19 protein-coding genes, 1 pseudogene and 1 riboswitch are annotated in these 21962 nt (G+C 43.2%); all 20 genes and pseudogenes read left to right on the forward strand.

Going from position 1 to position 21962, the window contains the following annotated elements:
* The first annotated feature begins 236 nt into the window (after positions 1-236).
* Positions 237-1904, forward strand: coding sequence for a ribonuclease J (locus F9802_RS05170; protein ID WP_152150089.1), 1668 nt, complete (start codon positions 237-239; stop codon positions 1902-1904).
* A gap of 643 nt (positions 1905-2547) precedes the next feature.
* The gene (locus tag F9802_RS05175) at positions 2548-3282 is read left to right on the forward strand and encodes a ClpP family protease (RefSeq protein ID WP_152150287.1); all 735 of its coding nucleotides are present in this window, start codon (positions 2548-2550) and stop codon (positions 3280-3282) included.
* On the forward strand, positions 3279-3482 hold the full coding sequence (locus F9802_RS05180; RefSeq protein WP_152150090.1) for a YlzJ-like family protein: 204 nt from the start codon (positions 3279-3281) through the stop codon (positions 3480-3482). The genes F9802_RS05175 and F9802_RS05180 overlap by 4 nt, the downstream gene beginning before the upstream one ends.
* A gap of 101 nt (positions 3483-3583) precedes the next feature.
* Positions 3584-5935: a DNA translocase FtsK gene (locus F9802_RS05185; RefSeq protein ID WP_152150091.1), complete on the forward strand. Its 2352-nt coding sequence runs from the start codon at positions 3584-3586 to the stop codon at positions 5933-5935.
* Positions 5936-6210: 275 nt separating this feature from the next.
* Complete coding sequence (locus F9802_RS05190; RefSeq protein ID WP_152150092.1) at positions 6211-6936, forward strand: GntR family transcriptional regulator; 726 nt, start codon at positions 6211-6213, stop codon at positions 6934-6936.
* Between the two features lie 42 nt (positions 6937-6978).
* Positions 6979-7098 (forward strand): annotated as a pseudogene (locus F9802_RS05195) (ABC transporter permease); the annotation flags it as partial.
* A 184-nt stretch (positions 7099-7282) separates the two neighbouring features.
* Positions 7283-8563, forward strand: coding sequence for an EF-P 5-aminopentanol modification-associated protein YfmF (yfmF, locus tag F9802_RS05200; RefSeq protein ID WP_152150093.1), 1281 nt, complete (start codon positions 7283-7285; stop codon positions 8561-8563).
* Entirely contained in the window at positions 8563-9849 is a 1287-nt protein-coding gene (yfmH, locus tag F9802_RS05205) for an EF-P 5-aminopentanol modification-associated protein YfmH (RefSeq protein WP_152150094.1), read from the forward strand. Before yfmF ends, yfmH begins: the two co-directional genes overlap by 1 nt.
* 120 nt (positions 9850-9969) lie before the next feature.
* A complete protein-coding gene (ymfI, locus tag F9802_RS05210) occupies positions 9970-10692 on the forward strand; it encodes an elongation factor P 5-aminopentanone reductase (RefSeq protein ID WP_152150095.1) in 723 nt (240 codons plus the stop codon).
* 69 nt (positions 10693-10761) lie between these two features.
* Positions 10762-11019 carry a DUF3243 domain-containing protein gene (locus F9802_RS05215; RefSeq protein WP_152150096.1) on the forward strand — a complete coding sequence of 86 codons (258 nt, stop codon included), beginning with the start codon at positions 10762-10764 and terminating at the stop codon, positions 11017-11019.
* 112 nt (positions 11020-11131) lie between these two features.
* Entirely contained in the window at positions 11132-11923 is a 792-nt protein-coding gene (locus F9802_RS05220; protein ID WP_152150097.1) for a DUF3388 domain-containing protein, read from the forward strand.
* A gap of 18 nt (positions 11924-11941) precedes the next feature.
* Positions 11942-12802, forward strand: coding sequence for a helix-turn-helix domain-containing protein (locus F9802_RS05225; RefSeq protein WP_152150098.1), 861 nt, complete (start codon positions 11942-11944; stop codon positions 12800-12802).
* A gap of 65 nt (positions 12803-12867) precedes the next feature.
* The gene (pgsA, locus tag F9802_RS05230; RefSeq protein ID WP_152150099.1) at positions 12868-13446 is read left to right on the forward strand and encodes a CDP-diacylglycerol--glycerol-3-phosphate 3-phosphatidyltransferase; all 579 of its coding nucleotides are present in this window, start codon (positions 12868-12870) and stop codon (positions 13444-13446) included.
* Positions 13447-13508: 62 nt separating this feature from the next.
* Complete coding sequence (locus F9802_RS05235; RefSeq protein ID WP_152150100.1) at positions 13509-14753, forward strand: competence/damage-inducible protein A; 1245 nt, start codon at positions 13509-13511, stop codon at positions 14751-14753.
* A gap of 88 nt (positions 14754-14841) precedes the next feature.
* Positions 14842-14952, forward strand: a riboswitch (SAM riboswitch).
* Positions 14953-15052: 100 nt separating this feature from the next.
* Entirely contained in the window at positions 15053-16351 is a 1299-nt protein-coding gene (locus F9802_RS05240) for an O-acetylhomoserine aminocarboxypropyltransferase/cysteine synthase family protein (protein ID WP_152150101.1), read from the forward strand.
* A gap of 330 nt (positions 16352-16681) precedes the next feature.
* On the forward strand, positions 16682-17728 hold the full coding sequence (gene recA / locus F9802_RS05245) for a recombinase RecA (protein ID WP_152150102.1): 1047 nt from the start codon (positions 16682-16684) through the stop codon (positions 17726-17728).
* Between the two features lie 240 nt (positions 17729-17968).
* On the forward strand, positions 17969-19528 hold the full coding sequence (gene rny / locus F9802_RS05250) for a ribonuclease Y (RefSeq protein WP_152150103.1): 1560 nt from the start codon (positions 17969-17971) through the stop codon (positions 19526-19528).
* 62 nt (positions 19529-19590) lie between these two features.
* Entirely contained in the window at positions 19591-20391 is an 801-nt protein-coding gene (locus F9802_RS05255) for a TIGR00282 family metallophosphoesterase (RefSeq protein WP_152150104.1), read from the forward strand.
* Between the two features lie 136 nt (positions 20392-20527).
* Positions 20528-20788 carry a stage V sporulation protein SpoVS gene (gene spoVS / locus F9802_RS05260; RefSeq protein WP_152150105.1) on the forward strand — a complete coding sequence of 87 codons (261 nt, stop codon included), beginning with the start codon at positions 20528-20530 and terminating at the stop codon, positions 20786-20788.
* Between the two features lie 193 nt (positions 20789-20981).
* Positions 20982-21899: a dipeptidase gene (locus tag F9802_RS05265; protein ID WP_152150106.1), complete on the forward strand. Its 918-nt coding sequence runs from the start codon at positions 20982-20984 to the stop codon at positions 21897-21899.
* Positions 21900-21962: the final 63 nt, after the last annotated feature.

Here is a 21962-nt window from a genome sequence, read left to right on the forward strand (position 1 = left end):
CACTTTAAAATGCCCGATAAGAAAAAGATCTCTTAAAGGATGCAATCGCAGAAATCACTTTTTCTGTCTCCGCTTCCGGCAGGCGATCGCTTATCCGGGCATTTTTTTGTCATGATAAAAATGCTGAAAGCGCCGGCAGTTCATGGAAGTTAGTATTGGCTTTACTTTCCTTCATCCCTTATAATAAACATAATGTGATGGGACGGGTTGTTCTTAAGTATAGGAGGAAGTTTATAGTGAGTAAGAAAAAAAATGAAACAATAAAAGTAATTCCGCTTGGCGGAGTAGGTGAAATCGGCAAGAATATGACAGTCGTGGAAGTGGACGAAGAAATTTTTGTAATCGACAGCGGGCTGATGTTCCCGGAAAATGAAATGCTCGGAATTGATATCGTCATTCCCGATATTTCTTATTTAGTAGAAAATAAAGAGCGTGTAAAAGGAATCTTTTTAACGCATGGACATGAAGATGCGATTGGCTCATTAGGCTATGTGCTGCAAAAAATTAAAGCGCCTGTTTATGGAACGAAGCTGACCATTGCTTTGGCTAAGATGCGCCTGCGTGAAGAAAACGTGAAAGAAGAAGTGAAATATTATACCGTTCATTCAGACACGCGTCTGCGCTTTGATGGAGTGGAAGTGACCTTTTTCCGCACAACGCACAGTATCCCTGACTCTGTTGGGGTAGCTATCCACACATCGGAAGGTGCAATTGTGCATACGGGTGAATTTAAATTTGACCAAGCTGCCAAAGGCTTGTATACACCAGATATCGGAAAAATGGCGCAGCTTGGCCAAAAGGGCGTGTTCATGCTCTTGTCTGACTCAACAGAAGCAGAGCGTCCGGGACACACAACTTCTGAAGAAGTGATTGCCGGCCAGTTATCGGATGCCTTTCACATGGCAAAAGGAAGAATCATAGTTGCTTCGTATGCTTCCAACTTGATTCGCATTCAACAAGTATTCGATGCGGCTTATGAGAATGGGCGCAAAGTAGCTGTCAGCGGAAAAAATATGCAGCGGGTCAATGATATCGCGATCAAGCTTGGTTATTTAAATGTACAGGAAGATTTACTTGTCAGCCTGCAGGAAATGGCTGAATATCCGGAAAACAAAGTTGTCATTTTAACAACTGGCCTGCAAGGTGAACCGATTGAAGCACTGCAAAAAATGGCCAAAGGTACAAACAAACTTGTGAAGATTAAAGAAGGAGATACGGTTTTAATTACCGCTACTCCTTCACCTGGTTTAGAATTGCTCATGGCAAAAACAATCAATCTTCTTCATCGTGCCGGAGCCAATGTTTTAACAGGGGACCGCAAAGTGCATGTTTCCGGTCACGGTTTTCAGGAGGATTTGAAATTTATGCTGAACATGATGAAGCCGCGTTACTTTGTCCCGGTTCAGGGAGAATACCGCATGCTGAAATCACATGCTAAATTAGCTGCTCAAACGGGCGTGCCAGCGGAGCAAATTTTCATTCCTGAGAAAGGAGACGTCATTGAATATAAGAACGAAAAAGTGCGCGTCGGTTCCAAAGTATCAGCGGGCAACGTGTTAATTGATGGAATCGGAGTAGGAGATGTCGGCAACATTGTCTTACGCGACCGCAAACTTTTGTCTCAAGACGGTATCTTCATCGTTGTCATTACCTTAAGCAAAAAACAAAAAAGAATCGTCTCCGGCCCAGAAATCATCTCAAGAGGTTTCGTTTACGTTAGAGAATCCGAAAAACTAATGGAACAATCCACAAAACTAATTACAGACATCGTTGAAAAAAACATGGCAGGCGAATCATTCGACTGGGCCAGCATCAAACAAGACATAAGAGATCAACTCAACTCATTCCTGTTCGAAAAAACAAAACGCCGCCCAATGATCCTGCCAATCATCATGGAAGTATAGAAAAGCGGAGCCGACTGCTCTGGAGCGACAAGCATATGACAGGAGGATGAAATGGCGTACTTCAGCCATGTAGTCAGACTGGCATATGACCTCGAGCTCCAAGGAGGCGAAGCTGGACAATAGAAAAGCGGAAGCGCCTGTTTTGCCCCGACAAGCAAATGTTCTTCTCCAAAGAAGTCGTTCTTTGACTTCATTGGAGAAGGTTATTTGACCTCGAGGGGCAGGGCGCTGCAGCTGGCCAAGAAAAGCGGAAGCGGCCGTACAGACTCGGCAGACATAAGACGGACCGCCGAAGTGGCGCTTTATGCCACACAGGCGTGACGGCTTATGGCCGAGAGTCTGGCCGCTGCAGCTGGACAATAGAAAAGCGGAAGCGTCTGTTCTGCCGCAAGTGAAACAGTAAAGAACAATAAAGAACAAACCATCAAAAAAAATAAGCCGCTTGGCTTATTTTTTTTGATGATTTTTCCAACCGCGGCTTCGTCTGTATAATATCAGCCAAGATGAGGAAAATATACATATTCAAACGAAAAGCGGAGACGGCCCGTTAGCGCGATTAAGAGGTTGGAGGGCTCCGATAGAGAGACCGAAACCGTCGTACGCGCCGCTAGCTACTCTCGAAAGGAGAAAAATAGTTATGGATATGGAAAAGAAGATGGTAGAAGAAGCAGGACAGGATGAATCAACCGAAAAAACAGAATCATCTTTAATGGAAAAAATCCAGCAGCTTGGACAGACAAATGTGCCTCAACTTACGAATGATACACCTGTGCATTGCTTAACAATTATCGGTCAGATTGAAGGACATATGCAGCTTCCTCCGCAAAATAAAACAACAAAGTATGAGCATGTCATTCCGCAAATCGTCGCCATTGAGCAGAATCCGTCAATTAAAGGGCTGCTAATTGTGTTAAATACGGTAGGTGGAGACGTGGAAGCCGGACTCGCCATATCTGAGATGCTAGCTTCACTGTCAAAACCAACTGTTTCTATTGTTCTCGGCGGAGGTCATTCCATCGGTGTGCCGATTGCTGTGTCATGTGACTATTCTTTTATCGCAGCAACCGCAACGATGACGATTCATCCAATCCGGTTAACAGGTCTTGTCATTGGTGTGCCGCAAAGCTTTGAGTATTTGGATAAAATGCAGGAGAGAGTAGTGAAATTCGTTACGAAACATTCTTCGATTAAGGAAGAGACATTTAAAGATTTAATGCTCGCAAAGGGTAATTTAACGAGAGACATCGGCACGAATGTGGTGGGAAAAGACGCGGTGGAGTGCGGCTTAATCCATGAAGTAGGCGGCATTGGCGAAGCCATGAAAAAGCTTAATGAATTAATTGCTGCTAAAGAAGAGAATGGAACGATGATTCAATGATTTTATATACAGTGATGCCGCAGGAATACATTTTTCCTCAAAGTGAGCAGGCAAATAACTTAGAGTTGGTTACGTGGAACGGAATTCCCCTTTTTGCTGAACGTGAAGAACACCAATATAAAGTGATCCGTGTAATCAGTACAAATCCAGCCCATTATTTAAATCAACAAGTTGCGCCGGGACAATTTATTTCTCTCTAAGCACGGTTAGATAGGTGCGAACAAATATGCTATAATAAAGAAAGCAGCCAGAGAGGCTGCTTTCTTGCTTTTTGTTTTAATCTAATGATTAGGTGGGAGCTATGACAAGTAAAAAGAAAAAATCGTCCAAACGGACAAAAAAGTCGGCAAAAATGAAAGAGGCAGTCAAGTTAGAATTGATGGGCATCATTATTATTGCTGTAAGCATTATTGGAATTATTAAGCTCGGAGCGGTAGGCAATGCTTTCGTTTATTTTTTTCGTTTTTTCTTAGGCGAATGGTATATGATTGGCTTCATCGGTACGATTGCATATGGAGTTTACATAATGATGAAGCGCAAAAAGCCTTTCTTATTTCGAAGAAGGCAAGTCGGTCTTTATATCATATTGATCAGCATGTTGCTTTTAAGCCATGTGAAGTTGTTTGAACTGCTAGGCAGTGACCGGCCATTTAATGAACCGAGCGTGTTAATTAACACGTGGGAATTGTACTGGCTCGAAGTAAAAGAAGGAATGGAGAGCAGTAAAGATCTCGGAGGCGGAATGATTGGTGCTATGCTGTTCGCGGTTTCCTATTTTCTATTCGATACACTTGGCACAAAAATGTTAAGTTTTGTGCTAGTGATAATCGGCTTGATTTTAATTACCGGCCGTTCATTTGGTGAGGTCTTTAATAAGCTGTTCGTAGCGGGAAAGAAAAATTTGAAAAAGCAATGGGCCGCTTTTCGCCAAGATATGAAAGATTGGAAAGATGAAAGAAAATCAAGGCGGACAGAGACAGCTGAGAAAGATGAACCAGCTTCACGTGCCATTGAAATTAACAACGAGCCGCTTACTCGACCAGAAATCAATGAGAGTAATTACACGGCCCCTGAACCAATTATATCTAGTTTTGCGGAGCGGGCCTATCAGGATGAGCCGGTATCGGTCCAAGCGCAGAAAGAGCAAGAGGCGAAACCAGTCCAGGCGGCTGATAAGGAAGAAGATGGCCGGACGCCTTCTATTTCTTTCACAGAAATGGAAAACAAAGATTACAAGCTTCCAACGCTTAATTTGCTAACGAAGCCAAAGCAGACGGACCAAAGCAAGGAGTACAAACAAATTCATGCGAATGCAGCAAAGCTTGAAAGAACATTTCAAAGCTTCGGCGTCAAAGCAAAAGTGACACAAGTCCACCTCGGGCCTGCCGTAACTAAATATGAAGTACATCCAGATGTAGGCGTAAAAGTAAGTAAGATTGTTAGTTTAAGTGACGACCTTGCGCTTGCTCTGGCAGCAAAAGATATTCGGATGGAAGCCCCCATTCCAGGAAAATCAGCAATTGGGATTGAAGTGCCAAATTCAGACGTGGCGATGGTTTCATTGCGGGAAGTGCTTGAAGCGAGTGCAAATGAAAAGCCAAACTCAAAGCTGATGATTGCCTTCGGGCGTGATATAACCGGAGAAGCAATTTCAGCAGAACTGAATAAAATGCCGCATTTACTCGTGGCTGGAGCAACAGGGAGCGGGAAAAGTGTTTGCATAAATGGCATTATTACTAGTATTTTAATGAGAGCGAAACCGCATGAAGTCAAACTGATGATGGTTGACCCGAAAATGGTAGAATTAAACGTTTATAACGGCATTCCTCATCTTTTGGCCCCCGTTGTGACCGATGCGAAAAAAGCTTCCCAGGCACTGAAGAAGGTTGTGGGAGAAATGGAACGCCGGTACGATCTTTTTTCGCATAGCGGGACGAGAAACATTGAAGGATACAATACTTACGTAAAACGTCACAATGAAGAAACGGGCGAGAAACAGCCATATCTCCCTTATATTGTCGTCATTGTAGATGAATTGGCAGACTTAATGATGGTAGCTTCCAGTGATGTGGAAGATTCGATCACGAGACTTGCCCAGATGGCACGGGCGGCTGGCATTCATTTAATCATTGCTACACAGCGCCCATCCGTAGACGTCATTACGGGTGTCATTAAAGCGAATATCCCATCAAGGATTGCCTTCGCTGTGTCTTCCATGACAGATTCGAGAACGATTCTTGATATGGGTGGCGCGGAAAAACTGCTGGGACGCGGAGATATGCTTTTCTTCCCTGCGGGTGCTTCCAAGCCTGTCCGGGTTCAGGGGGCGTTTTTATCTGACGATGAAGTAGAAGAAGTGGTGGACTACGTCATTTCACAGCAAAAAGCTCAATATCAGGAAGATATGATACCAGAGGATGTTCCGGAAACGAGATCTGAAGTGGAAGATGAATTGTATGAAGAGGCCGTGCAGCTCGTATCTGATATGCAAACAGCTTCCGTTTCGATGCTCCAGCGGCGCTTCCGCATTGGATACAGTCGGGCTGCCAGGCTGATCGATGAAATGGAAATGCGCGGTGTTGTCGGGCCGTATGAAGGCAGCAAACCGCGTACAGTTTTAATTGCCAAACAAACAGAAGAACATATGCAATGAAAAAAGCTGTTGGATGTAAATTTACATCCAACAGCTTTTTTGCATAAAAAACACTAAAAATTTACAAAGGCTGGAATTAATATTTATAACAGTACAAATGCGGGTATACAAAGGAAAAGTTAATATTTATGCAGGTGAAAGGCATAGAAATAAAACAAATTACAACAAAATTCGATTTTATCTTTTCATTCCGAATAAAAAGTGCTATCTTAAGTGTAAATTAGCAGAAATGTTATACATCAGAGGTCTGATGTTGTAAGAAAGTGGGTGGTTAAATGACAATAAAATCGGATAGCCGGCATCTATACCTTCAAGTAATTGACCGCTTAAAAAGAGATATTGAAGCAGGCGTTTACAAAGAGAAAGAAAAGCTTCCTTCTGAATTTGAACTGGCTAAGCAGCTGGGGGTCAGCCGTGCTACTTTAAGAGAAGCCCTCCGGATTCTTGAAGAAGAAAATGTTATTATCCGTAGACACGGAGTTGGAACGTTCGTCAATGCGAAGCCGCTATTCACCTCAGGAATTGAACAGTTGACAAGTGTAACGGATATGATCATTCAGGCAGATATGGAGCCTGGCACGATTTTTTTGAGCTCAGGTACACAAAGCCCGACAGAAGAAGATATGCGTCGGTTCGACTGCCAGCCGGAAGAAGAAATATTCGTTGTTGAGCGGGTTCGTACAGCCAACGGAGACCCTGTTGTTTATTGCCTTGATAAAATTCCGGTGAAACATTTTCCGGAAAATTACGATTACAATGATGAATCTCTCTTTTCCTTGCTGGATCGAATAGGCAACCGAACAATTTCTCATGCGGTAGCTCAAATTGAACCATTTGGCTACCATGAAAAAGTTTCGCCTATTCTACAGTGTGATCCTGAAACCGCTTTACTTGTTTTAAAGCAGCTTCATTTTGATGAAACGGATGAACCGATTCTTTATTCAGTGAACTACTTTAAAGCGGATAAATTCAGTTTCCATGTATTGAGAAAGCGGTTCTAACTTCATGTGTTCTTATCGAGCATTCCGTTTTTAGAAAACGTACCAGCAGTTTACTTGCTGGCTGCGCCTTACGTGCTGACAATCTTAGCACTCGCCGGATTTATCGGCCGTGCCGACGCGCCAAAGGCGCTTGGCTCATCTTATATTAAAGGAAGCAGATAAGAATCAAACCGTCCATACGTGGGCGGTTTTTTTGCTGGATAATTTAAGTAGATGGAAACGTTTCAATTTCTAATTAAATGCACCTCATGTATAGTAAAAGTAAGTTTTTCTTAAATACAAGCATGAATCACGGAATAAACGGATAGAAATAAAGACATAGCTGTTGGAAAAGGAGGGTATTTTAGTGGCATTGATAAATGAAACCATTATAAAGAAAAAAGGGTACAATTTGCATATCGTCAGGACGGATAAATATAAAACAAATACAATCGTATGGAAAATGAAAGCTCCGCTCCAAAAAGAAACGGTAACGAAAAGGGCACTGCTGCCTTACGTGCTTCAAAGCGGCTCGGAGAAATATCCGACATCGACTGACTTGCGCTCTTATCTCGATGATTTGTACGGCGCCAGTTTCTATGTTGATTTAGCAAAAAAAGGAGACTACCATACAATTAGTTTCTCGATGGAAGTCGCCAATGAAAAGTTTTTAAAAGAAGGAGAACCGCTTCTCGAACAAGCGCTGCAATTTTTGCACGAAATATTGCAAAAGCCGAATGCAGAAAACGGGGCGTTCAATAGCGAAATTGTCATAGATGAAAAGCGGAATTTAAAACAGCGGATTGAATCGATTTATGATGATAAAATGCGCTATGCCAGCGCACGTCTTTTGGAAGAAATGTATGCGGGAGATCCGTATGCCCTTCAGTCGAATGGCATCCTTGAGGATGTAGAGGGAATAAACGAAACGGATCTTTACAGTTATTATGAACAGGCATTTACAGGAGATGAAATGGATTTATATATTGTCGGAGATGTAGAAGCCGGCCAAGTGGAAAAAATGGCGGACCGCTTATTTCAATTCAACAGCAGAACCCCTCAATCTTCCAAGGCAGCAAAAACAGCTGCAACATCCGTTAAACCGAAAGAAATTAAAGAAAAACAGGAAATTAATCAGGGCAAACTTCATATCGGCTGCCGGACTCACGTCACTTTTGGAGACGATGACTATATTGCTTTGCAATTGTTTAATGGTGTTTTTGGCGGCTTTTCCCACTCGAAGCTGTTTACGAATGTGCGGGAAAAAGAAAGCCTCGCTTATTATGCGGCCAGCCGTCTTGAAAGCCATAAAGGCTTTTTGATGGTTCTTTCGGGTATCGACAGCAAAAATTACACAAAAGCGGTCGAGATTATTCGCGAGCAGCTGACAGCCATGAAAAACGGAGAGATCTCTGACAGCGAATTACTGCAAACAAAAGCTGTAATCCGCAATCAGTTGCTTGAAACGATCGATACGGCTAGAGGTGTGATTGAAATGCTCTACCAAAATGTTGTTGCTGGCAAAGAAATGACTATTGATCATTGGCTGGAAGCTGTTGAGCAGACGACGAAAGAAGAAATTACAGCGGTTGCCGATAAAGTGGAAATGGATACAATTTACTTTTTGTCGGGAATGGAGGGAGAATAATGGAAAAGATCGTGTTTGATCAGCTGCAGGAAGAACTGTTTTATGAAAAAATGGACAATGGCCTGGATGTGTATGTACTTCAAAAAAAGGGGTTCAATAAAACGTATGCGACTTTTACGACAAAATATGGTTCGATCGATAATCAATTTATCCCCCAAGGCGGAAATGACTTTATTCATGTTCCGGACGGAATCGCCCATTTTTTAGAACACAAAATGTTTGAAAAAGAAGATGGAGATGTGTTTCAGCATTTCAGCCGTCAAGGCGCTTCGGCGAATGCATTCACTTCGTTTACGCGGACAGCGTATTTATTTTCTAGTACAGACAACGTACAGAACAATTTGGAAACACTCATTAATTTCGTTCAGGAGCCTTATTTTACTGAAAAAACAGTCGAAAAAGAAAAAGGCATCATCGGCCAGGAAATTCGTATGTACGATGATAACTCGGATTGGCAGTCTTATTTCGGGCTTATTCAAAATATGTACCACACGCATCCGGTAAAAATCGATATTGCCGGTACGGTAGAATCGATTGCGGATATTACAAAAGATCATTTATATGAATGCTATCGCACATTTTACCATCCGAGCAATATGCTGCTATTTGTAGTCGGTTCCATTGACCCGCAAGAAACGATCGAGTTCGTCCGGGAAAATCAATCGAAAAAAGATTATACGGACCAGCCGGAAATTAACCGCTTGTTTGAACAAGAGCCAGCAGAAGTCAAAGAACAGAAACGAGTATTGAAAATGAACGTTCAAACATCAAAGTGTCAAGTCGGACTAAAAGCAATCGATACAGAGCTGCAAAGTGAACAGCTGCAAAAACGGGAATCAACGATGAACGTCATGCTCGATATGCTATTCGGAAAAAGCTCACCGCTTTATTACCAGCTTTATCGCGAAGGGTTAATTGATGAAACGTTTTATTATGACTTTACCCAGGAAAAAGGCTTTGGTTTTGCGATGATCGGCGGCGATACCGCAAAGCCTGACGAGCTTGAGAAGCGTATCCGCACGATTTTACTGGAAACAAAGACAGGAAAACATTTAACGGAAGAAGCTTTAAAACGGTCCATAAAGAAAAAAATAGGTTCTTTTTTGCGGGCAGTGAACTCTCCTGAATACATTGCCAATCAATTTACCCGGTACACATTTAATGGAATGAATTTATTTGAAGTTGTTCCGGTTCTCGAGGGAATTACATTAGATGATGTATTAAATACAGCCAGGCAAATGATTTCAGAAAATCGGTTGACCACTTTTCATATTTTACCTAAATAAGTCTAATGGTGAACAAAGCAGCCGGATTCTTTCTTTCATTTGACATGGTGGGGGACAGGAGTTCGGCTTCTTGCATAATGAGGGAAAAGAAAGCCGAAATACATAAAGGGGAATAAAAGTATGAAAAAGTGGGTACTTGTTACCGGTGCGAGCGGGGGGATTGGGGAAGAAATTGCCCGCAAGCTGGCAAAAGAAGGTTGGAATTTATACCTTCAATATTTTAAAGGAAAGGAAAAAATCGATCAGCTCCAAAAAGAGCTGGAGCTGATCGGGTCAGAAGTGATTGTTATCCAAGCCGACTTAACGGCTGCCGGCGGAGCCCGCTTGCTCGCCAGCCACTTATTTACAGTAGAAGCGGCAATATTTGCTGGAGGAACGGCTCACTACAGCTTGTTTCAAGACATTGAGGAAAAAGACATAGACAAGTTGTGGCAACTGCACGTGAAAAGCCCGATGGTCATCGTCCAACAACTAATTCCAAAGCTTCGGAAGGCGATTTTTCCATCGATTGTTTTGGTGTCTTCTGTGTGGGGACAGACCGGGGCTGCCTGTGAAGTGGCTTATTCAACAGTAAAAGGAGCGCAAATTGCTTTTGTTAAAGCATTGGCAAAAGAGCTGGCTCCATCTAACATACGAATTAACGCAATCGCTCCCGGGGCTGTCAATACACCGATGATGGCCCAATTTTCAATGGAGGAAAAAATGGAAATAGCTGCCGATATTCCGATGGGCCGGCTTGGAACTGCGGCAGAAATAGCTGAAGCTGTTCATTTTGTTTGTTCGCCTTCTTCTTCTTATATAACAGGGCAGGTTCTTGCGGTTAATGGCGGCTGGTATACGTAATTCAAATGAATAATTTTTTTCACCGGGGAACAAACTATTGTTGTAACTCAATAAAGGAGGGACAAGAATATGTCAGTACTTGATAATTGGCAAGAATGGAAAAGCTTTTTAGGGACAAAATTAAACCAGGCGGCAACTACGGGGATGGACAACGAAACGATTAACAACATGGCTTATCAGGTAGGAGATTATCTTGCCAATAAAGTGGACCCGAAAAATGAACAGGAAAGAGTCCTGTCAGATTTATGGTCAGTCGCTTCCAAAGAAGAACAGCAAGCTATTGCCAGCATGATGGTAAAATTAGTGCAAAATAATGGAATTCGTTAAGAGAGGGAGGTTTTCCCTCTCTTTTTTCTTTCATTAAAAGAGTAAATCATATATTATAGAAGCTAGGCATTATCATTAACGGGCTTTTCAGCAAGCCGCTAGGAGCGTTTTTATGTCCAAAAAAGAATGGTACTTAGAATATAAAATTGTTAAAAACCGTCCTGGGCTGTTAGGCGATATATCTTCGTTGCTTGGTATGCTTTCGATTAATATCGTGACGATCAATGGAGTGGATGAAGCGAGCCGCGGCTTGTTAATGCTAGCTCAAAGTGAAGATCAAATCAGAAGGCTGGAATCCATTTTGCTGACAATGGATACGATTCAAATTATCAAGTTAAGAGAACCTAAACTGCGGGACCGCATGGCTGTCAGACATGGCCGCTACATCCAGCGGGATGCCGATGATAAAAAAACATTCCGTTTTGTCCGGACTGAACTTGGACTTCTCGTTGATTTTATGGCAGAATTGTATAAAATGGAAGGACACAAATTAATTGGCATTCGCGGCATGCCGAGAGTCGGGAAAACCGAATCGATTGTGGCAGCAAGCGTGTGCGCTAATAAAAGGTGGCTGTTCATGTCATCGACAATGATTAAACAAACGGTCCGTGATCAGTTAATCCTCGATGAATACAACCCAAACCATCTTTTTATTATGGACGGGGTAGTGTCGACGAAACGAGCTAGTGAAAAGCATTGGCAGCTTGTGCGGGAAATTATGCGCCTGCCGGCAGTGAAAGTAGTGGAGCACCCAGATATTTTCGTTCAAAACAGTGAATATAAATTAGAAGACTTTGATTATATTATTGAGCTTCGCCATCATCCCGATGAGGAAATTACATACGAACCGGTGGAAAAAAATAGTTTGTTCCAGGATTCGAACTTCGGAGGTTTTAACTTTTAATTATGGAAGGTGTTATGGGTGACAGAATTAGGAAACCGCTTAAGAGAAGCGCGAGAAGCAAAAGGGCTGTCGTTGGCCGATGTACAGGAAATAACGAAAATTCAAAAAAGATATTTAAGCGGCATTGAAGAAGGGAATTACGAGATGATGCCCGGCAAGTTTTACATTAGGGCGTTCATTAAGCAATATGCTGAAGCAGTTGGACTGGACCATGAACAGCTGTTTGAAGAATACAAAAGTGAAATTCCGTCTTCCTACGAAGATGAAATTCCACAGCGGGCGACGAAGGTGGAAAAAGTACGGACGACCGTGCCTGCTGAACCTTCCCAATTCCTTGAATACTTGCCGAAAATTTTAGTCACAGCTTTTGTCATCGGAGCCATCTTTCTAGTATGGTTTCTCATTCCGAAAAGTGATTCCAATGATAAAGCAGTGAAAGAAGAAGCGGTTGTTGAACAACCGAAAAGCCCAGTGGTCGATGAGAAAGAGACAAAGAAAGAAACAGCTGCCCCAGAAAAAGAAGTAAAAAAAGAAGAACCGCCTAAGCCTAAGCAAACGTTGTCAGCAGCGGGCGCGAGCGGCAGAAAAGCGACGTATCAGCTCCAAAATGCAGAGAAGTTTGAAGTGTCTGTTCTATCTAAAGGGGAAACATGGGTGGGAGTAACCGACGGAAGCGGAAAAAGCTATTATGGCAATATGCTGACAAAAGGGCAATCGCAAACGTTTGATTTAACCGGACAAACATCAGCAAAAATTGTTGTTGGCTTTGCGCCAGATACAGAAATTAAAATCAATGGCGAAACGTTAACGTACCAGCTTCCTGCTGCCGAGCAAGTAAGGCAGGATATTATTATCCAGGTGAAGCCGGCTGCACAATAATTTAGCAGCTGTTCAGATGGCTTTTTGAAAAGCCGTCTGACGATAGAATAGGTGGAGGGTCCATTGTGAATTTACCGAATAAGATAACTGTTTCAAGGATTTTAATGATCCCATTGTTTTTAGTAATTATGCTGGCCGACTTCGGTTGGGGCGACATGACGTTTTTGGGCACAACGATGCCGGCTGCGCACTTTTGGGGCGCTATGCTGTTTATTTTTGCTTCGACGACCGATTGGATTGACGGCTATTATGCAAGAAAATTAAATATGGTCACAAACTTAGGGAAATTTTTAGATCCGCTTGCCGATAAACTACTCGTGTCAGCAGCGCTGATCGTGCTTGTTGATTTTGACTTGGCCGCTTCTTGGATTGTCATTGTCATTATCAGCCGCGAATTTGCAGTGACAGGACTGCGTTTAATCCTGGCGGGTGAAGGCGAAGTAGTCGCTGCCAACATGCTCGGAAAAATTAAGACGTGGACGCAGATCATTGCGATTGCTGCTTTACTGCTCCATAATGCTCCATTTGAAAGCTGGGGAATTCCGTTTGCGGATTTTGCTCTCTGGGTCGCTGCTTTCTTCACTGTCTGGTCAGGCTGGGATTATTTTTATCTCAACCGCCGGATATTTAAACATTCGAAATAAGAGGGAACACCATTGGTTATCGGCCAATGGTGTTTTTTGAAGAAAAAGAAAGGATGAAGAAGATGAATGCAGAAATTATTGCGGTTGGATCTGAATTGCTGTTGGGACAAATTGCGAACACGAATGCCCAGTTTCTGTCCCAGCATCTAGCAGAGATTGGCATTAATGTGTACTATCATACCGTCGTCGGCGATAATAGCCGCCGCTTGCTGGACGTCGTGAAAGAAGCGGAGAAACGGGCGGACTTGCTGATTTTTACCGGCGGTCTCGGCCCAACGAAAGATGATTTAACGAAAGAAGCGATCGGGTCACATATCGGCCGCCCGCTCGTTTACAATGAAGAGGCCCTAAAAAGTATTGAAAGCTATTTTATAAAAACGAAGCGTCCAATGACGCCAAATAATAAGAAACAAGCACTTGTAATGGAAGGCAGCACTGTTCTGCCGAATGACCACGGCATGGCACCCGGCATGATGGTGAAAGGAGAAAAAAATCTCTATATGCTTTTGCCTGGCCCGCCCCGGGAAATGCAGCCAATGTTTATTGACTATGCTAAACCGCAATTATTAAATTTACTTGAAAAAGTCGAAAAAATAGAATCGCGAGTATTAAGGTTTTTCGGCATTGGCGAATCTGCGTTAGAAACGGAAGTAGAAGATTTGCTGCTTGCCCAGCAAAATCCGACGATTGCGCCGCTTGCGGGAGACGGGGAAGTGACGCTTCGGATTACTGCTAAACATGAATCAGAAGAGACGGCTCTGCAGATGATTCAAGAAACGGAAGATGAAGTTCTCCGCCGGGTCGGCGAGTATTTTTATGGGTATAACGATACGACCATTGCCCGTGAACTTGTCGGTCGTTTAAAAGAAACAAACCAGACAATAGCAGCAGCTGAAAGCTTAACGGGGGGCTTATTTCAAAGTGAAATTACGGCTGTTCCTGGTGCAAGTGCTATTTTTAACGGAGGCGTCGTTTGCTATTCAAATGAAGTGAAAGAAAAGCTCGTGCAAGTAAAAAAAGAAACGATTACCGTTCATGGAGCAATCAGTAAAGAATGTGCCATTGAACTGGCGGAAAACGTCCGCCGCCAGTTTGATGCTGATTTTGGAATCAGTTTTACCGGGGTTGCCGGTCCTGATGAAGCAGAAGGTCATCCGCCCGGCACGGTTTGGCTTGGCTTGGCTTGTAAGGACAAGGCGCCGAAAGCATTCAAGCTTGAACTGGCTGGCAGCCGAACAGGTATTAGAAAGCGGACGGTGAAATTCGGCTGCCATTATTTATTAGCCGAATTTGCAAACGATAAATGAAAATATTCGGAATATTATTGGCTATTCCGATAGATGTGCTATATAATTAAAAGCAAGAGTCCGTTATCTCTTCAATTGAATATCAATACTCTTATTAAGAGCGGTGGAGGGATGAGGCCCGACGAAGCCCAGCAACCTTCAGGCAAGTTTGTCTGAAACGGTGCTAAATCCTGCAGGCGTTATGTCTGACAGATAAGAAGGGAATGCATAATGAACCCCTCTTCTTATTCGAGAAGAAGGGTTTTGTGTTTCTTAAACACTATTAATTATATTGTTTAATAAATTAGGAGGGATTGACAATGACAAAAGACAATTGGAGCCAGGAAACGATTTTGCTTCATGGAGGACAAGTGCCAGATCCAACAACGGGGGCCCGTGCTGTGCCGATTTATGAAACAACTTCTTATGTATTTGAAGATACCGAGCATGCCAGCGCTTTATTTTCTCTTCAAAAGCCGGGCAACATTTATTCCCGTATTATGAATCCGACAGTCGATGTATTTGAAAAACGCGTCGCTTTGCTTGAAGAAGGAGCAGCGGCGGTCGCTCTTTCGTCAGGAATGGCTGCGATTGCTTTTTCGATCTTGAACTTGGCCCACGCCGGAGATGAAATTGTGGCAGCGGCTAACCTGTACGGAGGTACATACAATTTATTCGCTAACACTCTTCCTAAATACGGAATTAATGTGAAGTTTGTCGATTCCACTGATCCGGAAAATTTTCGCGCCGCTATCACTCCAAAAACAAAAGCCTTTTTTGGTGAAATTATCGGCAATCCGTCATTGAATGTGCTTGATGTGGAAAAAGTGGCAGACATTGCTCATGAAAATGGTATTCCGTTAATTGTGGATAATACATTTGCTTCTCCTTATGGAGCGAAGCCGCTTACGTGGGGAGCTGACATCGTTGTCCATTCCGCGACGAAATGGATCAGCGGCCACGGTACCGTTATTGGCGGCGTCGTTGTCGATGGCGGGAAATTTAACTGGAACAGTGAAAGATTCCCGAGCTTTACAGAGCCCGACGAATCTTACGGCGGTTTAAAGTTTGCTGAACTTGAAGGACCGGCATTCGCCATCAAACTGCGCGTTCAATCGTTGAGAGACTTTGGTCCATCCTTAAGTGCCAACAGTGCTTTCCTATTGCTTCAAGGCCTGGAAACATTGCATTTGCGCATTCAGCGGCATCATGAAAATACGTTGGCCATCGTTGATTATTTAAAAAATCATCAAGGTGTCGAATGGGTGTCCCACCCAAGCCTCGAAGATCATCCGTCTCATGAACTGGCGAAGAAATATTTAGATAACACGTTTGGCTCCATTGTTGTTTTCGGCATAAAAGGCGGACGGGAAGCTGGGAAAAAAGTAATCGATAACATCGAATTGTGGTCACACGTAGCAAATGTCGGAGATGGTAAATCATTAATCATTCACCCGGCATCGACGACTCATCAACAATTAAGCAGCGAAGATTTGGCGAAGTCAGGAACAACAGAAGAATTGATCCGCTTATCGATCGGGCTGGAGTCAACGAAAGACTTAATCGCAGACTTGAACCAGGCGATCGAAAAAGCAACAGGTGCAGCTGTTAAAAGCTAAAAGTGATAAATGATTAGATGGAGCTTCTGTACAACAATGTGCAGAAGCTTTTGTTCTAATTGAAATTACCATCTCCTGCAGTCTTGTGATAAAATAAAGGAGCGGGATTTACTTTTTCCTTTTTTTCTTTCTTCCTTTTTCTTCTAGCCTTTCTATATTTCTATTTTTCTATCCTCTTTTTTCGCTTTCTGGAATAAATAAAAAACCGAATAAATGTTCGCTTTTTGCTTGAAATTGTCTCAATAAAAAGGTATAGTTATTGTAGATTCTGAAATAACATGTGAACACGCATTTTATTTGATAGATTGTCAATTTTAAGGAGGAATTTTAGTGAACGATCGTCAAGCAGCATTAGATATGGCCTTAAAGCAAATTGAAAAACAATTTGGAAAAGGTTCCATTATGAAACTCGGAGAGCAGACAGACCGAAAGATTTCTACTAGCCCAAGCGGTTCGCTCGCTCTTGATGCAGCACTTGGAGTAGGCGGTTATCCGCGCGGACGTATTATTGAAATTTATGGGCCGGAAAGCTCCGGTAAAACGACGGTGGCTCTTCACGCGATTGCAGAAGTACAGGCAGGCGGAGGCCAGGCGGCTTTTATCGATGCTGAACATGCGCTTGATCCAGTATATGCCCAAAAATTAGGAGTTAATATTGATGAACTACTGCTTTCACAGCCGGATACAGGAGAGCAGGCGCTTGAGATTGCAGAAGCTCTTGTCCGCAGCGGCGCCGTTGACATTCTTGTTGTTGATTCTGTGGCCGCACTCGTGCCGAAAGCAGAAATTGAAGGTGAAATGGGTGACGCGCACGTCGGTTTGCAGGCGCGCTTAATGTCACAAGCGCTTCGGAAATTGTCCGGGGCCATCAACAAGTCTAAAACTATTGCTATCTTTATTAACCAGATTCGCGAGAAAGTCGGCATTATGTTCGGGAACCCTGAGGTAACTCCGGGAGGCCGCGCGCTGAAGTTCTACAGCTCCGTCCGCCTCGAAGTTCGCCGTGCCGAAGCGTTGAAGCAAGGAAACGAAATAGTTGGTAACAAAACGAAAATCAAAGTAGTGAAGAATAAAGTGGCTCCTCCATTCCGTGTAGCGGAAGTGGATATCATGTACGGTGAAGGAATCTCTAGAGAAGGTGAAATCATCGATATGGGGTCCGAGGTGGATATTGTTCAAAAAAGTGGTGCCTGGTACTCTTATAATGAAGAGCGCTTAGGGCAAGGCCGGGAAAACGCCAAGCAATTTTTGAAAGAAAATCCGGACATTCGCCAGGAAGTCATGATGAAAATCCGCCAGCATTATGGCCTGGATGCAGAGGTTGCTGTAAATGCCGAAGAGGAAATGCCGGAAGATTTCAACTTGCTTGATGAATAAGAAGCGGGAGCGATGTCAAACAGCATCGCTCCTTTTTCTTTCAAACAATGAGAATAAAGTAATTGTCGGGGATGAAACCCTTGACAACAAATTTTCACAACTATAAAATTGAAATGTATATTTTACATTTTTTTCTCTTAAAAATGGAAAGTTAGAAGCTGTATATTGAAATGTTGACACAATGTATCAGCCGACATGTTAAAAGCATGGCAAAAGTTCATAGCAAGGGGAGGTGAAAGGATGGAAGCTATTACAATCATCTCCATTTTGCTTGGCCTAATCGTCGGTGTAGTTGTTGGCTATTTTGTTCGGAAATCCATTGCCGAGTCGAAGATTGCAGGGGCAAAAAGCGCAGCGGATCAAATTGTTGATGACGCAAAACGCGAAGCAGAAGCCTTAAAGAAAGAAGCCCTGCTCGAAGCAAAGGATGAAATTCACAAACTTCGTACAGACACGGAATTAGAGCTTCGTGAGCGAAGAAACGAATTGCAAAAACAAGAGAATCGTTTGTTACAAAAAGAAGAGAACCTCGATCGAAAAGATGAGTCGCTTGATAAACGCGAATTACAGCTTGAGAGAAAAGAGGAGGCTCTTGCGGAGAGACAACAACATATTGAAGAGATGGACAGCAAAGTGGAAGAGATGATCAAAACACAGCAGGCAGAACTAGAACGAATCGCCAGCCTGACTCGGGAGGAAGCCCGCTCGATTATTTTGGAACGAATGGAGCAGGAGCTTGCACACGATATTGCTGTAATGACAAAAGAGCAAGAAAACAGGGCGAAAGAAGAAGCGGACAAGAAAGCAAAATCAATCCTTTCTCTTGCCATTCAGCGCTGTGCGGCCGACCACGTGGCAGAAACAACAGTTTCCGTTGTTACTTTGCCGAATGATGAAATGAAAGGCCGTATCATTGGACGGGAAGGAAGAAACATCCGTACGCTAGAAACGCTGACAGGTATTGATTTGATTATTGATGATACACCGGAAGCTGTCATTCTTTCCGGATTTGATCCAATTCGTCGTGAGACCGCGAGAATTGCACTTGAAAAACTTGTGCAGGATGGACGTATTCATCCAGCGCGTATTGAAGAAATGGTGGACAAAGCACGAAGAGAAGTAGATGAGCACATTCGTGAAGTCGGTGAACAAACAACGTTTGAAGTGGGTGTTCACGGTCTGCATCCGGACTTAATCAAAATTCTCGGACGCTTGAAATACCGTACAAGTTATGGCCAGAATGTATTAAAGCACTCGATGGAAGTAGCTTATTTAACCGGCTTGCTGGCAGCTGAGCTCGGCGAAGACGAGACGCTTGCCCGACGCGCCGGACTGCTGCATGATATCGGTAAAGCAGTCGATCATGAAGTAGAAGGAAGCCACGTAGAAATCGGTGTGGAGCTTGGGACGAAGTATAAAGAGCATCCGGTCGTCATTAACAGCATTGCTTCCCACCACGGTGATACAGAGCCGACTTCTATCATTGCTGTGCTCGTTGCTGCTGCCGATGCATTATCAGCCGCAAGACCAGGCGCACGCAGTGAAACTTTGGAAAACTATATTCGCCGCTTGGAAAAACTCGAAGAAATTTCTGAGTCGTACGACGGCGTTGAGAAGTCATTTGCCATCCAGGCAGGACGTGAAGTACGCATCATGGTAAAGCCGGAACAAATTGATGATCTGCAGGCTCATCGATTAGCTCGTGACATCCGTAAGCGGATCGAAGGAGAACTCGATTATCCGGGACACATCAAAGTAACAGTCATAAGAGAAACACGTGCTGTGGAATATGCAAAATAAAGCGGTGTGATTTATCACACCGCTTTCCCTATGGGAAAATAAAGGGAAGGAAAGGAAATTGTATGAAAATATTATTTACAGGTGACGTCGTTGGAGCTCCGGGACGTGATATGATCAGCCAGTATTTGCCGATGCTCAAAAATAAATACCGTCCGGACTGGACAATCGTGAACGGAGAAAACGCCGCATCGGGACGAGGCATTACAGCCAAAATTTACCGTCAGTTTTTAGCAGATGGTGCGGATGCGGTGACACTCGGCAACCATGCCTGGGACAATAAAGACATCTTTGACTTCATTGATGAAGCGAAAGCGCTCGTGCGGCCGGCTAATTTTCCTGAAGGGACACCGGGATCCGGTTTATTATTTGTCAAGCGGGCGGGCATAGAAGCGGCAATTATCAATTTGCAAGGGCGGACGTTTATGCCTGCGCTAGACTGCCCTTTTAAAAAAGCAGAATCGCTTGTAGCAAAAGCGCGTGAACGGACGCCGGTCATCTTTGTTGATTTTCATGCCGAAGCGACAAGTGAAAAACAAGCACTCGGCTGGTTTTTAGATGGAAAAGTAACAGCTGTGATTGGCACCCATACTCACGTCCAAACAGCTGATAATCGCATTTTGCCAAAAGGAACAGCTTATTTATCTGATGTCGGTATGACAGGCCCGTACGACAGCATTCTCGGTATGGAAAAGGAAGCAGTCTTGAAAAAATTTATAACGGGGCTGCCGGTCAGGTTTGAAGTGCCGAAAAGCGGACGAACCCAGCTGAGCGCCTGTTTGATCGAAATAGATAAAAAGACAGGGACAGCCAAAAAGATTGAACGAATTTTGATTAACGATGACTTCCCATTTATCGCTGAATAAGCGATGGTCCTCTTTTGTTTAACGAGACAAGTAATACAGAAGCCAGTCCTCGAATATAGTAGCAATGGAAGGACAGCGACCAACTATGTTCACTGGAATGAGCATTCGGTATGGTTTAACAAAAGGGGGACAAGAAATGGAGATATTAAAAGTTTCGGCAAAATCTAATCCTAATTCTGTAGCTGGTGCACTTGCCGGTGTTCTGCGAGAAAGAGGGGAAGCTGAAATTCAGGCGATCGGAGCCGGAGCGCTGAATCAAGCGGTGAAAGCGGTAGCGATCGCCCGCGGATTCGTTGCTCCGAGCGGGGTGGACTTAATTTGTATTCCGGCTTTTACAGATATCATGATTGAAGGAGAAGAACGAACAGCCATCAAATTGATTGTCGAACCTCGATAACATTCTTCTATTTAAATAAAAACCCGGCTTAACGACGGCAAAAAGAGAGCAAACATCGCTCTTTTAGACTGCTTTCTTGAGACGGGTTTTTCTTTTTTGAAAAGTTTTTGCATTTTTTAGATAAAAGGGTTATATTTTATATGTTATTCCGATTAAGTTAGTTAGTTTTATCCTTTTTGAGAGGGTGAATAAGATGATTTTTGACGCTCATTGTGATGTATTATATCAATTACAAAAAGATAAGAGAAAAAGCTTTAACGACTCTTCCTTGCATGTTACATATAGCGGCTTAAAGCAAGCAAAAGCAAAAGTCCAATGCTTTGCCATTTTTTTGCCGTCAACTATCCAGCCGCATGACCGGTTTAGATCAGCACTGGAGCAAGTCGACTTGTTTTATGAAAAAATCATCAAGCCATATCCTGACATGAAAGTGATTACGAAGAAACAGGAATTGGACGAATTAAAATCGGGAGAAATCGGGGCAGTGCTTACGCTCGAAGGCTGCGAAGCCATTGAAGAAGATCCATTAAAACTAACAACTTTATACCGGCTTGGCGTAAGGTCAGTTGGGTTAACTTGGAATGGTACAAATGCCTTGGCAGATGGAGTGATGACAAAAAGAGGCGGCGGCGTCACAGAGTTTGGAAGCCAAATTATCCGTATGCTCAATGAGTGGAAGATTTGGACAGATGTTTCCCATTTATCGGAAAGAGCTTTTTGGGATGTGATGGAACTGGCGGATACGCCGATTGCCAGCCATTCAAACTGTTATCGGCTTTGTCCGCACCCGCGTAATTTGACAGACGATCAAATTCAAGCATTGATTAAAAAAGACAGTGTCATCGGCCTATCATTCGTCCCGTTTTTTGTTAAAGAAAAAGGAAGCGTATCGGCAAAGGATTTGTTGAAACACGTAGAACATATTTGTAAGCTTGGCGGTGAAAATCATCTTGGATTCGGTTCTGACTTTGACGGCATTGATGAAACGATCTCGGGATTAAGCTCATTTGAATCGTATGAAAGGTGGGCTGAAGAGCTAGATAAACACTTTTCAGCTGAGCAGACAAAAAAGTTTCTTTGGACTAATTTTTCCAGCAGATTTCCCGTCTAGTGAAAAATTTTGAGTATAGTGCTTTAGAAATAAAAGTGATAAACTAAAACAGTAACAGTTTCG

Source organism: Bacillus aerolatus (assembly GCF_009183655.1).
GTDB classification, from domain to species: Bacteria; Bacillota; Bacilli; order Bacillales; family Domibacillaceae; genus Pseudobacillus; species Pseudobacillus aerolatus.

Excerpts from the sequence above, each read along its gene's own strand:
- F9802_RS05175 (WP_152150287.1), top strand. The coding sequence starts at position 2,548 with ATGGAAAAGAAGATGGTAGAAGAAGCAGGACAGGATGAATCAACCGAA.
- F9802_RS05180 (WP_152150090.1), top strand. The coding sequence starts at position 3,279 with ATGATTTTATATACAGTGATGCCGCAGGAATACATTTTTCCTCAAAGT.
- F9802_RS05185 (WP_152150091.1), top strand. The coding sequence starts at position 3,584 with ATGACAAGTAAAAAGAAAAAATCGTCCAAACGGACAAAAAAGTCGGCA.
- F9802_RS05190 (WP_152150092.1), top strand. The coding sequence starts at position 6,211 with ATGACAATAAAATCGGATAGCCGGCATCTATACCTTCAAGTAATTGAC.
- yfmH (WP_152150094.1), top strand. The coding sequence starts at position 8,563 with ATGGAAAAGATCGTGTTTGATCAGCTGCAGGAAGAACTGTTTTATGAA.
- ymfI (WP_152150095.1), top strand. The coding sequence starts at position 9,970 with ATGAAAAAGTGGGTACTTGTTACCGGTGCGAGCGGGGGGATTGGGGAA.
- F9802_RS05215 (WP_152150096.1), top strand. The coding sequence starts at position 10,762 with ATGTCAGTACTTGATAATTGGCAAGAATGGAAAAGCTTTTTAGGGACA.
- F9802_RS05220 (WP_152150097.1), top strand. The coding sequence starts at position 11,132 with ATGTCCAAAAAAGAATGGTACTTAGAATATAAAATTGTTAAAAACCGT.
- F9802_RS05235 (WP_152150100.1), top strand. The coding sequence starts at position 13,509 with ATGAATGCAGAAATTATTGCGGTTGGATCTGAATTGCTGTTGGGACAA.
- F9802_RS05240 (WP_152150101.1), top strand. The coding sequence starts at position 15,053 with ATGACAAAAGACAATTGGAGCCAGGAAACGATTTTGCTTCATGGAGGA.
- rny (WP_152150103.1), top strand. The coding sequence starts at position 17,969 with ATGGAAGCTATTACAATCATCTCCATTTTGCTTGGCCTAATCGTCGGT.
- F9802_RS05255 (WP_152150104.1), top strand. The coding sequence starts at position 19,591 with ATGAAAATATTATTTACAGGTGACGTCGTTGGAGCTCCGGGACGTGAT.
- spoVS (WP_152150105.1), top strand. The coding sequence starts at position 20,528 with ATGGAGATATTAAAAGTTTCGGCAAAATCTAATCCTAATTCTGTAGCT.
- F9802_RS05265 (WP_152150106.1), top strand. The coding sequence starts at position 20,982 with ATGATTTTTGACGCTCATTGTGATGTATTATATCAATTACAAAAAGAT.